This is a genomic window from Rhizobacter sp. P3_C12 (genome assembly GCF_056402735.1).
Genome location: NZ_JBFUGW010000174.1, coordinates 1 through 13,508 on the forward strand (window position 1 = coordinate 1; position 13,508 = coordinate 13,508).

General features: G+C 67.6%; 12 protein-coding genes. 11 read left to right on the plus strand and 1 reads right to left on the minus strand.

Annotated features, from left to right (window positions below):
* From AC1DXV_RS22950 to AC1DXV_RS23000, 11 genes are all read left to right on the plus strand, one after another.
* Positions 1 to 438 (plus strand): winged helix-turn-helix domain-containing protein (locus AC1DXV_RS22950; protein ID WP_477935708.1); only part of this gene is annotated, 438 nt, incomplete at its 5' end.
* Positions 431 to 1,885, plus strand: a complete 1,455-nt coding sequence (locus AC1DXV_RS22955; RefSeq protein WP_477935710.1) for an ATP-binding protein — start codon at positions 431 to 433, stop codon at positions 1,883 to 1,885. The genes AC1DXV_RS22950 and AC1DXV_RS22955, both read left to right, overlap by 8 nt.
* A gap of 271 nt (positions 1,886 to 2,156) precedes the next feature.
* On the plus strand, positions 2,157 to 3,524 hold the full coding sequence (locus tag AC1DXV_RS22960) for an MATE family efflux transporter (protein WP_477873674.1): 1,368 nt from the start codon (positions 2,157 to 2,159) through the stop codon (positions 3,522 to 3,524).
* 121 nt (positions 3,525 to 3,645) lie between these two features.
* On the plus strand, positions 3,646 to 4,332 hold the full coding sequence (locus tag AC1DXV_RS22965) for a response regulator (protein WP_477935712.1): 687 nt from the start codon (positions 3,646 to 3,648) through the stop codon (positions 4,330 to 4,332).
* 142 nt (positions 4,333 to 4,474) lie between these two features.
* A complete protein-coding gene (locus AC1DXV_RS22970) occupies positions 4,475 to 6,253 on the plus strand; it encodes a sensor histidine kinase (protein ID WP_477935714.1) in 1,779 nt (592 codons plus the stop codon).
* Positions 6,254 to 6,397: 144 nt separating this feature from the next.
* Positions 6,398 to 7,006 carry a winged helix-turn-helix domain-containing protein gene (locus tag AC1DXV_RS22975; RefSeq protein ID WP_477935716.1) on the plus strand — a complete coding sequence of 203 codons (609 nt, stop codon included), beginning with the start codon at positions 6,398 to 6,400 and terminating at the stop codon, positions 7,004 to 7,006.
* 121 nt (positions 7,007 to 7,127) lie between these two features.
* The gene (locus tag AC1DXV_RS22980) at positions 7,128 to 7,421 is read left to right on the plus strand and encodes an acyl carrier protein (RefSeq protein WP_477870270.1); all 294 of its coding nucleotides are present in this window, start codon (positions 7,128 to 7,130) and stop codon (positions 7,419 to 7,421) included.
* A 43-nt stretch (positions 7,422 to 7,464) separates the two neighbouring features.
* Complete coding sequence (locus AC1DXV_RS22985) at positions 7,465 to 8,358, plus strand: acyl-CoA desaturase (RefSeq protein WP_477935718.1); 894 nt, start codon at positions 7,465 to 7,467, stop codon at positions 8,356 to 8,358.
* Between the two features lie 21 nt (positions 8,359 to 8,379).
* Positions 8,380 to 10,161 carry a fatty acyl-AMP ligase gene (locus AC1DXV_RS22990; RefSeq protein WP_477935720.1) on the plus strand — a complete coding sequence of 594 codons (1,782 nt, stop codon included), beginning with the start codon at positions 8,380 to 8,382 and terminating at the stop codon, positions 10,159 to 10,161.
* 156 nt (positions 10,162 to 10,317) lie between these two features.
* The gene (locus AC1DXV_RS22995; protein WP_477935722.1) at positions 10,318 to 11,517 is read left to right on the plus strand and encodes an aminotransferase class I/II-fold pyridoxal phosphate-dependent enzyme; all 1,200 of its coding nucleotides are present in this window, start codon (positions 10,318 to 10,320) and stop codon (positions 11,515 to 11,517) included.
* A gap of 32 nt (positions 11,518 to 11,549) precedes the next feature.
* The gene (locus AC1DXV_RS23000) at positions 11,550 to 12,347 is read left to right on the plus strand and encodes an SDR family NAD(P)-dependent oxidoreductase (protein ID WP_477869290.1); all 798 of its coding nucleotides are present in this window, start codon (positions 11,550 to 11,552) and stop codon (positions 12,345 to 12,347) included.
* A gap of 40 nt (positions 12,348 to 12,387) precedes the next feature.
* On the opposite strand, the gene AC1DXV_RS23005 is transcribed toward AC1DXV_RS23000, so the two are convergent.
* Positions 12,388 to 13,508, minus strand: a 1,121-nt coding sequence (locus AC1DXV_RS23005) for an AAA family ATPase (protein ID WP_477935724.1), incomplete at its 5' end; no start/stop codon positions are given.

The window sequence follows — 13,508 nt, forward strand, 5'->3', positions numbered from 1 at the left end:
CTGGAACTCGGTGCCGACGACTACATCGGCAAGCCGTACAACCCGCGCGAGCTGCTGGCGCGCATCAAGGCGATCCACCGGCGCGCCGGGCAGACCGAGGGCGGCGCGGCGGCGCGCTACCTGCGCTTTGCCGGCTTCCGGCTCGATCGGCTGGAGCGCACGGTGACCGGGCCGGACGGCCAGCCGCTGGCGCTGACCGCGATGGATTTCGACCTGCTGCGGCTGCTGGCCGAGCATGCCGGCGAGGTGATGGAGCGGGCGCGGCTGATGGAGCAGACGCGCGGCCGCGACCTCGGCCCGGCCGACCGTTCGCTCGACGTGCAGGTGAGCCGGCTGCGCCAGCGGCTGGGCGATGACGGCAAGCAGCCGGCGCTGATCAAGACGGTGCGCAGCAGCGGCTACGTGTTCTCGGTCGAGGTGCTGGCTTCGCATGATTGATTGGCGCGCCTGGTCGCAGCGCTTGCTGCCGCGCACGCTGCGCGGGCGGATCATGCTGGTGATGGTGGCCGGCGTGCTGCTGAGCCAGTTGCTGGGCACGGCGATCTGGGCCTGGCAGCTGCGCGCGAATGCGTTGCGCGATGCGCGCGATGCGGCGCAGCAGACGGCGCAGAGCGCGGCCGGCGCGATCCGCTTCTTTCGCGACCTGCCGGCGCAGTACCGGCCGTTGCTGATCGAGCAGCTGCGCACGATGGGCGGCACGCGCTTCTTCGTCAACGTGAACCGGGCGCGCGTGGCGACCGGTGCGTTCGCGCCGTCGCGGCTGTCGGAGACGGTGGTGCGCAGCGTGCGCGAGCGGCTGCTGGCGCAGGTGGGCGACACCACGTCGTTCGAGGCCGCGTTCGCGTGGCCGGACACGCTGGTGGTGGCCGACGACGGCCGCAGCTTGCGCGAGTTGCCGGAGAGCTGGGTGGAGGCCTCGCTGCTGCTGCGGCCGCGGCCGGCGCCACTGCTGGTGATCCAGGCCGAGATCGAGCCGGGTGGCTGGCTGCTGCTGGCGACGACCTTGCCGGACCCGTACTTCCTCGACAACGCGAACCCGCTGAGCAGCGACCGGCTGCTGCTGCAGGGGGCGACGCTGATGACGGTGCTGGTTCTGGTGCTGCTGGTGGCGCGCAGCCTGACGCGGCCGCTGTCGCGGCTGGCGCAGGCGGCCAGCGAGTTCGGCAACGCGATGCACCCGAACCAGGTGCCGGAGACCGGCACGGTGGAGCTGCAGCGCACGGCGCGCKCCTTCAACGAGATGCAGGCGCGCATCCAGCGTTTCGTGGAGGACCGGGAGCGGCTGTTCGGCAGCATCTCGCACGACCTGAAGACGCCGATCATGCGCTTGAAGCTGCGCACCGAGCTGCTGGACGACGACGCGGTGCGGGCCGATTTCCACGAGGACCTGGACGAGCTGGACATGATGGTCAAGGGCGCGTTGCAGAGCGTGAAGGACAGCGACGTGCACGAGAACCTGGCCGAGGTGCGGCTGGACCGGCTGGTGGAGCGGCTGACATCGGCAGCGCTGGCTTCGGGCGCGAAGATCGCGGTGTCGCTGCCGCCGATCGCGGTGACGGGCCGGCCGCTGGCGCTGAAGCGTGCGTTGGGCAACCTGATCGACAACGGCCTGCGCTACGGGCGCGAGATCGAGGTCGGCGCCGAGCTGGGCGACGGCAAGTGCTCGGTGCTGGTGCGGGATCACGGGCCGGGGCTGCCGGAGGATTCGCTCGAGGAGATCTTCGAGCCCTACGTGCGGCTGGAGCACGGGCGTGCCCTGCATGCCGACGGGTCGGGGCTCGGGTTGTCGATTGCGCGTCGGATTGCGCGTGAGCACGGCGGGGATGTGCGGCTGCGCAATCATCCGGATGGCGGGCTTGTGGCTGCTCTGAGCTTGCCGGCTTGATCGCCTACCCCGTTCGCCCTGAGCAGGGACCGAGCTTGTCGAGGGCCCGTGTCGAAGGGTCGCAGCCGAAGCATGCGGGCCTTCGACAAGCTCAGTCCGAACGGTGAGGGCTCAGCCCGGACGGGAGGGCACGAACACTCTCGGCTCGCGCGGTTCGGAGGGGCGGATGCGGCTGGGGCGCGGAGCGCTCCGGCATGAGCCCCGGCCGCATCCGCCTCGCCGAACCRCGCGCGTGCAGCACGAACAAGCGCATGGCATCATCCCGCCCCAAATGAACCGCCCATCGATCGCCACAGACACGCGCCCCCTGTGGCGCATCTTCCTCGCCTTCCTCGGCCCGATGATCGTCGGCAACGTGCTGCAAGGCCTGTCGGGCACCTTCAACGCCGTGTTCGTCGGCCAGATGCTCGGCACCCGAGCGCTCGCAGCGACAGCCGCCGTCTTCCCGATCGTGTTCTTCTTCATCACGCTGGTGATCGGCATCGGCGCTGGCGGCTCGGTGCTGATCGGCCAGGCCTGGGGTGCGAAGGAGACGCACAAGGTCAAGGCCATTGCCGGCACCGCCATCACGCTCGGCTTCGGCGTCGGCCTCGTCATTGCGCTGTTCGGCGGCATGTTCACCGAACACCTGCTGCATGCCCTCGGCACCCCCGCCGACGTGGTCGACGATGCCATCGGCTATGCGCGGCTCATGATGCTCGCGATGCCCGGGCTGATGGTGTTCATCCTGATCACGCAGCTGCTGCGCGGCGTCGGCGACACCGTCACGCCGCTCTACGCGCTGCTGCTGTCGACCCTCGTCTCGTGCGTGATGACGCCCGCCTTCATCCGCGGCTGGGGCGGCCTGCCGCAACTCGGCGTCACCAGCGCCGCGGCCGCCTCCATCGTGTCGTTCATCGCCGCCCTGCTCTACCTCCTCGTGCACCTGCGGCGCGCCAGGCACCCGCTGTCGCCCGACCGCGAGCTGCTGCGCTCGCTGCGCATCCAGCCGCAACTGCTCAAGCTCGTGCTGAAGATCGGCATGCCCACCGGCATCCAGATGGTCGTCATCTCGCTGGCCGAGATCGCGCTGCTGGCCCTTGTCAACCGCTTCGGCTCCGATGCCACCGCGGCCTATGGTGCCGTCAACCAGGTCGTCAACTACGTGCAGTTCCCGGCGCTGTCGATCGCGATCACCGCGTCGATCCTCGGCGCCCAGGCCATCGGTGCCGGCCGCACCGACAAGCTCGGGGCCATCACCCGCACCGGCATCGTGCTCAACCTCGCGATCACCGGCACGCTGGTCGTCATCGGCTACCTGTTCTCGCGCCACCTGATGGCGCTGTTCATCACCAGCCAGCCGGTCATCGAACTCGCGCAGACCCTGCTGCACATCATGCTGTGGAGCAGCGTCGTGTTCGGCTGCGCGTCGGTCGTCAGCGGCGTCATGCGCGCCTCGGGCACCGTGCTCGTGCCGATGTCGATCTCGATCTTCTGCATCGTCGCGATCGAGGTGCCGGCGGCCTACGGGCTGTCGCAGCGCATCGGCCTCGAAGGCGTCTGGTGGTCGTACCCGATCGCGTTCGTCTCGATGCTCGTTCTGCAGTCGGCGTTCTACCGGCTGGTGTGGCGCAAGTCGAAGATCGAGCGGCTGGTCTAGGCTTGTGCGTCACGCCGCAAAAAAAAACCTCCCATGAACATGTGAGCCCGCAGGCCCGGTTTGCCGCCAGGGTGCGCGCGCGCCTTAAGCTCCCGCCCATGAATCAGTCGAAGATCTAGCCATGGCAACACTCAGTTGGCGGGTAGCGCTGCTCGAAGACGATGCGGAAATTCGTGGCTACTTCGAGGAATGCGTCGCCGGCCACGCCTCGCTGCAACTGGTGGCGTCGTTCGGATTGCTGGCGCATGCGCGCGACTGGTTCGACTCGCACACCGCCGATGTGCTCCTGACCGACCTGGGCTTGCCGGACGGAAACGGCATCGATCTGTTGCGTCATCTGGCAACGACGCAGCCGGCTTGCGAAGTGATCGTGGTGTCGGTGTTCGGCGACGAGGACACGGTGCTCTCCTGTGTCGAGGCCGGCGCCGTGGGCTACATACACAAGGATGCCACGCCGGCCGATGTGGCGCAGACCATCCTGGACGTCAAGGGCGGCGCCTCGCCGATTTCGCCGATGATCGCGCGCAAGGTGCTGGATCGCCTGCGCCAGACCGTCGCGCCGCGTGCCCCCCAGGCGCCTGGTGCGCTGAATGCCGACCTGCTTTCTCCGCGCGAGGCCGAGGTTCTGGAGTTGATCGCCCGAGGCCTGTCGTACGCCGAGATCGCGCAGCTGAAAGGTGTGACGATGCACACGGTGCAGACGCACATCAAGAATCTCTACGGCAAACTGGCCGTCCATTCGCGTAGCGAGGCCGTGTTCGAGGCCAGTCGCATGGGCTTGCTGAGCAGCCTGAAGTCACGGGACTGAGCCCATGCTGCGCCCTTGGGTCCTTCGGTGCCTGGTGGCTTTGGCATTCCCTTTGTGCGGTACGGCGGACTCGACGGGGCCTGCGGGCCGCAGTACGGCCACGGGACCTGGTCTGGCGCCGGTCCTTGCGCTGAGCGGCGGCATGTCGCCCGTGCAGGTCACGCGGGTCGACACGCTGGTCAGCGCCTCGCGCACCCCACCCGGCGGTGCGGCGCCCTGGGTCGTCAGCAGCCTGCCCGATGCCTGGGCGCAGTCGCGCCCGGCCCTGGAAGGCACGGCCTGGTATCGCTTCAACGTGCGTCTGGCGGGCCCGCCAGACGGGCCATGGGCCTTGCTGCTGCCACGCGTCAGCATGAATGCCGACCTCTGGGTCAACGGTGTCCTGGCGGGGCGCTCCGGACGCATGGACGAGGGGCTCACGCGGCACTGGAATACGCCCTTGTTGTTTCCGATTCCCGACCGCGCCTGGGTCGCCGGCGACAACGTGGTTCACGTCCGCGTGCGGGCGGCCGCCGAGCACCGCGGTGGCCTGGCGCCCATGCTGATCGGGACGGTCGACGCCATGGCACAGCGACATGGCGAACGGGCGTTCTGGCAGAACACGCTGGTCAGTGCCGCCAATGCGTTCGTGGTGGCCCTGGGCTTGTTCTTCCTGTTCGTGTGGCTGCGCAAACGCGAATTGATGCACTACGGCTACTTCGCGGGTGGCACCATTCTTTGGGGTCTCAGCAATGTCGACATGACGATGCAGGACCCGCCCATGCCGGACGCAGTCTGGCAGTGGTTGATCGTCGTCATGCGGCTGTGGTCCATGATGCTGATCAACCTGTTCTGCCTGCGCCTTGCCGGGCGGCGCATCCCAAGCCTCGAAGCAGGCGCACTGGCGTTCTCGCTGCTCGGTGCACTTGTCGTGGCCATCGCGCCTGCGCATGGCCAGGGCGTGAACCCTGTCCACGCGGTTTTGCTGGTGCCCGTGCTGGGCACCGGCGGCTGGGCGCTGGTGCTGATGCTGCGCAGTCTGGCGACGCACCCGCAGCGCGACGGCCTCGTGCTCGTGCCGGTGGTGGCGGCAACCTGGCTGGCCGGAATACACGACCTGATGGTCGTCACAGGGCAGTTGCCGTTCGGGCACGTCCATGCGCTGCCTTACGTCGCGCCCGTGCTGGTGTCGGCACTGGGCTGGATGATCGCTGGCGAACACAGCCGCGCACACCGCGCGGTCGAGGCGTTGAACGGAGACCTGACCGCACTCGTGCACGAACGCGAGGCCCAGTTGCATGAATCCCTGGACCAACTGGCGCGCAGCGACCGCACGCTGGCGGTGGCTGCCGAACGTGCGCGCATCTTGCGCGACATGCACGACGGCGTGGGCTCGCTCCTGACAAGTGCCATGCGCCAGCTCGAAGGCGGACGCATCTCCGCCAGCCAGGTCCTGGAGTCGCTGCGCGAGTCCATGAGCCAGCTGAAATTGTCCATCGACGCCATCAACTTGCCGGTGGGCGATGTCAATGCCTTGCTGGCCAGCCTGCGCTACCGGCTGCAGGCGCGCATCGAGGCTTCCGGGATCGAGCTGCACTGGGATGTGAGGCAACTGCCGCTGTGGCCGACAGGAACCCACGACGCGATGCGCCACCTGCAGTTTCTGTTGTTCGAAGCGCTTTCCAATGTGATGCAGCACTCTCAGGCCACGACAGTGACCTTGGCCGCGCGCGGCGTGGCCACGGGTATCGAGGTGAGCCTCTGCGACGATGGCCTCGGCMTGTCCGGCCACGAAGGCAACGGACTTCGCTCGATGCGGGAGCGCGCCGCGGCKCTCTCGGCCACGCTGAGCGTCGTGACGGGAGCCCACGGCACACGCGTCGAGATCCTGTTGCCGGTGCCGCCCCAAGCGCAGGCGGCTTCGACACCTGCCCGCCCCTGAGGTCGCGGGAGCCTGCAGACGCCCTTGCGGTCTCGCAAGAGCAGCCTGGGCACCATTTCCCATGTTCATGGGAAGCGCGTGCCGCAACGACTTCATAGCATCGGGCCGCGTTACGCGACGACGTTGCGCGAAGGAGGCCAATCGATGTTGCAGCAGTGCCAGTACGTCTTTCCGCCCTTCCGACTGGATCCGCTCGACGCCACGCTGTGGCGCGATCAGGAACGCGTTCCCTTGCCGGCGAAGAACTTCGCGTTGCTGTCGTACCTGGTGACGCACGCGGGACGGTTGGTCGCACACGATGAGATTCTCGACGCCGTCTGGGCACATCGATTCGTCAGCCCGTCCGTGCTCAAGGGCGCCGTGGCGAGACTGCGCGCGGCCCTGGCAGATGATGCGAAGCAGTGCCGCTTCATCCAGACCGTCAACCAGCGCGGGTATCGCTTCGTGGCGGACGTGGACGTCTGCTTGCGTGCAGAGTCTTGGCCGCGCCCGAGGACCGGTGACGCCGGCGCCGGCAGGTCGAGCCTGATCGAGATGCTCCAGCGTCATCTGGAGCTTGCGGGAACACGCGCGCGGGGCGGCGATGCGACGCTCACGGATCTCGGGAAGCATCTGCTGAACGCGGTGACGTCGAATCGCGCCGTCTCCACCCATCCCGACAGCGGCCGGGGATCGAGTGGCATCCCTGCGTCCTGGGCTGCTCTCAGCCTCSGCGACTGGTGCGCGCTCATCGAAGCGCTGTGTCGCGAATAGTCGGACGGCACGTGGAATGAACCCAAATGTGACCTCGACGAGACCTCCGGACACGGCTCGCGGCATATCGTTCCGACACCCGCAGCGCCAGCCTGCCGGATCTCAACCACGAGGAGTCGCCATGAAGAACAAGAGTTTCTCGCTGCATGACGTGCAGGACTGCGTCATTCAGGCCCTGGCCAGGCAAGCAGGCTGCGAGGCGCGGGCCATCGGCCCGCAGCATTCGTTGAAGCACCTGGGCCTCTCGTCCATCGAGGCCACCGCGTTCGTCGGCCACATCGAGGAATCCCTCGACTTGATGCTGGACCTGACGATCCTGTACGACCACGCCACGGTCGAAAGTCTCGCCCGATACCTTTTCGACCTGACGGCAGCCAAGACTGTCGCCGTGACCGCGCCGGCCTGTCTCGACTGAATCGGGCGTCCACGCCATCCACTTCACGACGCAGGAGCAACCGATGCCGATCGTTGAGCCCCATCGCGATCTCTATGTCACCTTGCGGCCAGAGGCACACAGGAAGGAGCGGCTGGCGATCGCCGCAGCCGTGCTGGTGTCCACGGTCATGGGCCTTGCTGCCGTTCCGTACGCCTTCGTGTGGGGCGTGTCCGGCCTGGATGCAGGGCTCTTCGTCGTCTTCTACCTCGCCAGCGGATTGGGCATCACCGTCGGCTATCACCGCCTCTTCGCACACCGCAGCTTCGCAGTGGGCCCGTTCTGGCGCGCGCTGCTGGCGGTGCTGGGCTACACCGCGGGGCAGGGGCCGGTGGTGTATTGGGTGGCACATCATCGCCTGCACCACGCCCGAACCGATACCGACTCCGATCCCCACAGCCCCCTCGACGAGACCGGCAGCATCAGCGCGCGATCGTTCCTGCACGCCCATGTCGGCTGGATGTTGATGAACAGGAAGGCCAACCCCGGCGTACTGGCGGCCGATCTGCTGAGGGATGCAGCCCTGGTGCGGATGGRGAAGCACTACCTGCGTGTCCATGTTGCCTCGATCCTGTTGCCCGGCGTCATCGCGGCACTGCTGACCGGGTCGCCGGCGGCCGCCGCGAGTGCCGTGATGTACGCCGGGTTCTTTCGGCAATTTGCGGTCCTGCAGGTGGTCTACGCGATCAACTCCGTTTGTCACGCCTTCGGAGGGCGCAGCCACGAAACGGATGACGCCAGCAGGAACGTCTGGTGGCTGAGCGTGCTGTCACTGGGCGAGTCCTGGCACAACAGCCACCACGCGAATGCCGGGGCGGCCAATTTCGGCCGGCACTGGTACGAGATCGACATCGGCTATGCCGCCATCAGGCTGCTCGCCGCGCTGGGCGTGGCGACGGACGTCGTACGCGTCAAGTGAACTTGAGACCGACATCGATTCATGGAGTCCAAGATGCCAGTGCGCAGTGCATTCGCAGAATCCCTGACCCAGCTGCTTGCAGCGCGAGCGCTCGAGTGCGGTGATCGGGTGGCCTATCGATTCCTCGCTCGCGGTGCCGCCGGCGATCCGCCGATCACCTACGGCGAACTCCACGAGCGTGCGCAGCGGGTTGCGGCTTCGCTGCAGGCGGCCGGCCTGCGCGGCGAACGCATCCTGCTGTACGTCGGCACGAGCGTGGATTTCGTCATCTCGTTCTTCGGGATACTCCTGGCCGGTGCCGTCGCGGTCCCTTTGAGTCCGCCTCACTTGTCGCGCGCGCTCGCGCGCTCCGAATCGATTGTGCGCAACGCCGCTGCCAGGATGGCCATCGTGCCCGGCACCATGCTGAAGCGATTCGTGCAACTGCAGGCAACGAACGAAGCCTTTGCCGCGCTGCAGTTGACAACGCCGGACGAGCTCGAAGCCCGCACATCCGGCGGCTGCATCGATGCGCCGGCCTTCAGTGACTCGCTGGCCGTTCTCCAGTACACCTCCGGATCCACCTCGACGCCCAAGGGCGTGTGCGTCACCCACGGCAACTTCCTGCAGAACGCAGCGATGATCAGCCGGGCGATGGGGTTGAGCGAGCGCACGGTGGGTGTCAGCTGGTTGCCCCTGCACCACGACATGGGCCTGATGACAGGCGTGATCGGCCCGCTCTTCAATGGCTGCCCGATGACACTCATGCCGGCCGGCGCATTCGTGGCCGATCCGCTGCTGTGGCTGCAAGCACTGACGCAGCACCGGGCCACAGTCACCGGAGCGCCGAACTTCGCGTACGAGCTGTGCCTCGAGAAGGTGCTTCAGGAGCAACTGACCGACCTCGATCTGAGCAGTCTCGAGGTGGCCTTCTGCGGCGCCGAAACCGTGTGCGCCGACACGCTGCAGCGATTCGCGTCGCGTTTCGAGGTGTGCGGTTTTCGCAGCCGTTCGTTCTTCCCGTGCTATGGGCTCGCCGAGGCGACCTTGATGGTGTCGGGCGGGCCTGAAGGTGGGTCGGCACGCTTCGTCAATGTGGCAACGGGTGCACTCGGGCAGGGCCGGGTCGCCGCCCCGCAGGCCGCAGAGCCGGCGCAACTGCTGGTGAGTTGCGGGCAGGTGCTGGCCGGACTCGACGTGGTCATCGTGGACACGAACACCCTGCGGCCGTGTCCCGAGGACCGGGTGGGCGAGGTCTGGGTCCGCGGCAGCAGCGTTGCGCACGGCTATTGGGGCCTGCCGGCGGATACCGGGCGTGTTTTCGACGCGCGGATTGCCGGCGGTGCCGGCGCAGGATTCCTGCGCACCGGCGATCTCGGCTTCGTTCGAGACGGCGGGCTGACGATCGTCGGGCGCCTGAAGGAATTGATCGTCATCTGCGGCGTCAACCATCACCCCCAGGACATCGAGGCGACGGTCGAGACCTGCCATCCGGCGATCGGACGGCATGCCGGCGTCGCGCTGCCGTTGGAAGAGAACGGACGCGAGTCGCTGCTGATCGTGCAGGAGATCAAACGGACGTGGCGCAGCGATCCCCAGCCTGTGCTCGACGCGATCATGGCGGAGGTCGCACAGCGGCACGGCGTCCGCCCCGCCGTCGTGGTGCTGGTCAGCCACGGCAGCCTTCCCCGAACCACCAGTGGAAAGCTCCAGCGCAGTGCCGCGCGCGCAGCCCACGTCGGCGGCCGCCTCGACGTGGTCGCCCGCAGCGACCTGTCCACCCAGCAGCAGGGCCCACTGCATCCCCACCCGGTCGCCGCCTGAAAGGAACTTCACGTGTTGGATCAATCCGAGAACTGCAGCAGCCGAGTGGCGACGAYGACGCACGACGGGCACGACCGTCGCACGAGGGCCCCGAGCCCGATCGACTCGCGGCATTCGAGCCTGTACGAGTTCCTTGTCGCTTCGCAACAGGACACCTTGGCATTCGCCGAGCGCTTCGAGCAGTTGTCGGCGTATGTCGACGACCTGATGCACCGCAGGCACTACCACTACCGGCGAGTGAGAACCAGTGGCTCGCCGGGGCTTGCCAGGTTGCYGGACCGCGACAGTGGGCGCGTCGTCGAGGTGATCAACCTGGCATCGAACGACTACCTGGACCTGTCCCGGCATCCGGCGACCATCGCGGCCAGCATCGCCGCGACCCAGCGCTACGGCGCCGGAACCAGCGCGTCGCCGGCCGCCATCGGCAACACCGATCTGCACGAAAGGCTGGAGCGCGAACTCGCCGACTTCACGAACTGCGAAGCCGCGCTGCTGTACAGCTCCGGCTTCGGCATGAACTGCGGCGTCCTGTCGGCGCTGCTGCGACGCAACGACCTCGCCATCGTGGACAGCTGCGTGCACAGCAGTGTCATGGAAGGTTGCCGCGGCGCACCGATGCGGATCTTCGAGCACAACGACCTCGACGCGCTCGAACGCATCCTGGTTCGCTCGCGAAGCCAATACGCCAATCGGCTGGTCGTCGTGGAGGGCGTGTATTCGATGGACGGCGACCTGGCGCCGCTGGCGGACATCGTCAAGCTTGCACGCCGCCATGACGCGATGCTCATGCTCGACGAAGCCCATTCCACCGGTGTGTTCGGCGCTCGAGGGCGGGGTACGGCGGAACACTTCGGCATTCTCGGAGGGGTCGACATCGTCGCCGGCACCTTCAGCAAGAGCCTGGGCAGCGTCGGCGGCTTCGTGGCGGGATCGAGCCGGCTGATCCGCTACCTGCAGATGGCCAGCCGGCACTATGTGTTCTCGGCATCCGTGCTGCCGTCCGTCGCGGCATCTGTCCTGGAGGCCCTTCGCATCCTCGACGACGAGCCCTCGATCCGCGAGCGCCTGTGGCGAAACGTCGAGTACTTCGGGCGCGGATTGCGTGCCCTGGGCTTCGACATCGGAGCCAGCGCCTCGGCCATCTTCCCAGTCATGGTCCGCGACGATCTCAAAGTCAAGGCGCTTTGCAGCTGCCTCTATGACGACGGCATCGTCGTCACCCCGGTCGTGTTCCCGGGGGTGCCCGAGAAGCAGTCCCGCATCAGGCTGAGCGTGACCAGCGGACTCGAACTGAAGCAGATGGACCATGCCCTGGAGCGTCTGGCGCATCACGCCAAGGCGCTGCAGATCATCTGAGTACCTGCAGGCATTGCACCAAGGAGATTTCGATGAGTCGAATCCGTGATTCAGACACGATCCTGATCGTCGGGGGGTCGCAAGGCATCGGCCTGGCCATCGCGCGGCTGCTGTGCGTGCTCGACTGCCGGATCATCATCGCCGCGCGGCACGTCGCGACGCTGGAGCAGGCGCGTGCCGAACTGGTCGGCATGTCCGGCTGCCGCGCCACCATCGAGGCGCTTGTCGTCGACGTCTCCCGCCACGACAGCGTTCTGGCCCTGCGCGATGACCTGACCGCCCGGGTCGGCACGCCCACGCACGTCATCAATTGCGCGGGGCGGGCGGTCGCCGCCTATCTCGAAGAGCTGCCCCTGGAGGACTATCGCTCGATGATGGACCTGAACTTCATGGGCACGGTGCACCTCAGCCATGCGTTCCTGCCGCTCTTCCGCGCGCGGGGGAGCGGCCATCTGATCCATACGTCCTCGATCCTTGGTTTCGTGGGCACGTTTGGTTGGGCGGCCTATGCCGCGACCAAGTTCGCCGTGGTCGGCTATTGCGAATCGATCTACTCCGAGTACCGCAGGCACGGCGTCGAGGTCTGCGTGCTTTGCCCTCCGGCCACCCTCACGCCGGGATTCGACACCGAGAACAAGACCAAGCCGGCCGCGGTGCGCGAGGCCGAAGCGTGGATCGCGCCGGTGACGGCAGACTACGTGGCACGCGTCCTCCTCGATGCCATCGCCCGCAAGCGCTTCATGGTGGTGCCCACGCCGAAGGGGCAGTTCCTCTACCGCGCCACCCGCTGGTTGCCGGGCCTCGTGCGTCGCCTGGCGGTGGCCCCCTGATGACGCTGCACCAGCGACCCACCTCGATGGTGGAACGTCCTCACGTCCGCCGTTTCAGCCACGCAACCACCTGACGGTGCATGTCGGCGCGGACGGCGTCGGGCACGCTGTCGCCCAGCGCCCGGGTGGCCAGGTCGTGCGAGATGCCATGGCGGTTGAACAGTCCCACGCGTTCGAGTTCGCGCCACGGGTCCGCCAGGAGCGGTGCAGGCAGCTTCATCAGGTCTGCCGCCAAAGCCACGCAGAACGCGGCGTCTGCGACGAGTGCGAGGTACAGCAAGCCGCGGGCGAGCACCGAGCAGCGTTCGACACGCGCCTGCAGCAGCGGCTTCAGCCCGCAGGTCATGCCGTGGAACTGCCCCGGGTGGGGCGATCGCGCCGATTCGCGCAGGATCTCGAGCACGAGCCTCGGATTGCCGCCGCTCAGGGCGTACAGCGCCGGCGCGTGCACCGATGGCTGCAGCCACGGCAGCGGCAGTCCTTCCAGCATTGCCAGCACACCGGGGCCATCCAGCGGGGGCGTGCGCACCAGGTCCGCCCGGTGCTCCGCGACCACCTGGCGAAGCAGCGCGGACAACAGCGCGGACGGGCCATCGGGTCGCGCGCTGAACAGCATGCGCATTCCATTCGGAGCCGCATGATCCAGCAACCGGATCAGCACCTGCAGCGAACGGGCGTCGGCATGGTGGAGGTCTTCGACCGCCAGCGCGGTGACGCCGCCGGCGACGAGGTGTGCGATGCACGGCATCACGGCTTGGCACAGGCGCCATTCATCGACGGAGGACGTGTCCGCCACGGCTGCCGGCGCCGAATCCCATTCGGCCACGACGAGAGCCAGTTCCTGTCGCACCGGTTCGGCAAGCGACGCGACGAGTCCGGCAGGGAGCGCGCGCAGGATCCGCGCGAGCGCGGCGTAGGGCAGTTGAAGATCGCTGGGCCGCAGGGACACCAGCAAGGCCGAGCGGCCACGGAGGAATTCGCGCACCAGGCGGGTCTTGCCGGTGCCGCCTTCGCCGCAGACCACGATGTCGTGTTGCCGACCCCAGGAGCGATTCATGTCCAGCTGCTGCTGTTCGCGTCCGACGATGACGGGCGGATGGAATGCCCATGGCTCGGGCTCACCCCGGGTCGGCAGCGTCGTGGTCATGCGCAGGATCTGCC

Bases quoted from the DNA above. Each gene is read 5' to 3' on its own strand.
- AC1DXV_RS23000 (WP_477869290.1), top strand. From the start codon at position 11,550: ATGAGTCGAATCCGTGATTCAGACACGATCCTGATCGTCGGGGGGTCG.
- AC1DXV_RS22980 (WP_477870270.1), top strand. From the start codon at position 7,128: ATGAAGAACAAGAGTTTCTCGCTGCATGACGTGCAGGACTGCGTCATT.
- AC1DXV_RS22990 (WP_477935720.1), top strand. From the start codon at position 8,380: ATGGAGTCCAAGATGCCAGTGCGCAGTGCATTCGCAGAATCCCTGACC.
- AC1DXV_RS22965 (WP_477935712.1), top strand. From the start codon at position 3,646: ATGGCAACACTCAGTTGGCGGGTAGCGCTGCTCGAAGACGATGCGGAA.
- AC1DXV_RS22960 (WP_477873674.1), top strand. From the start codon at position 2,157: ATGAACCGCCCATCGATCGCCACAGACACGCGCCCCCTGTGGCGCATC.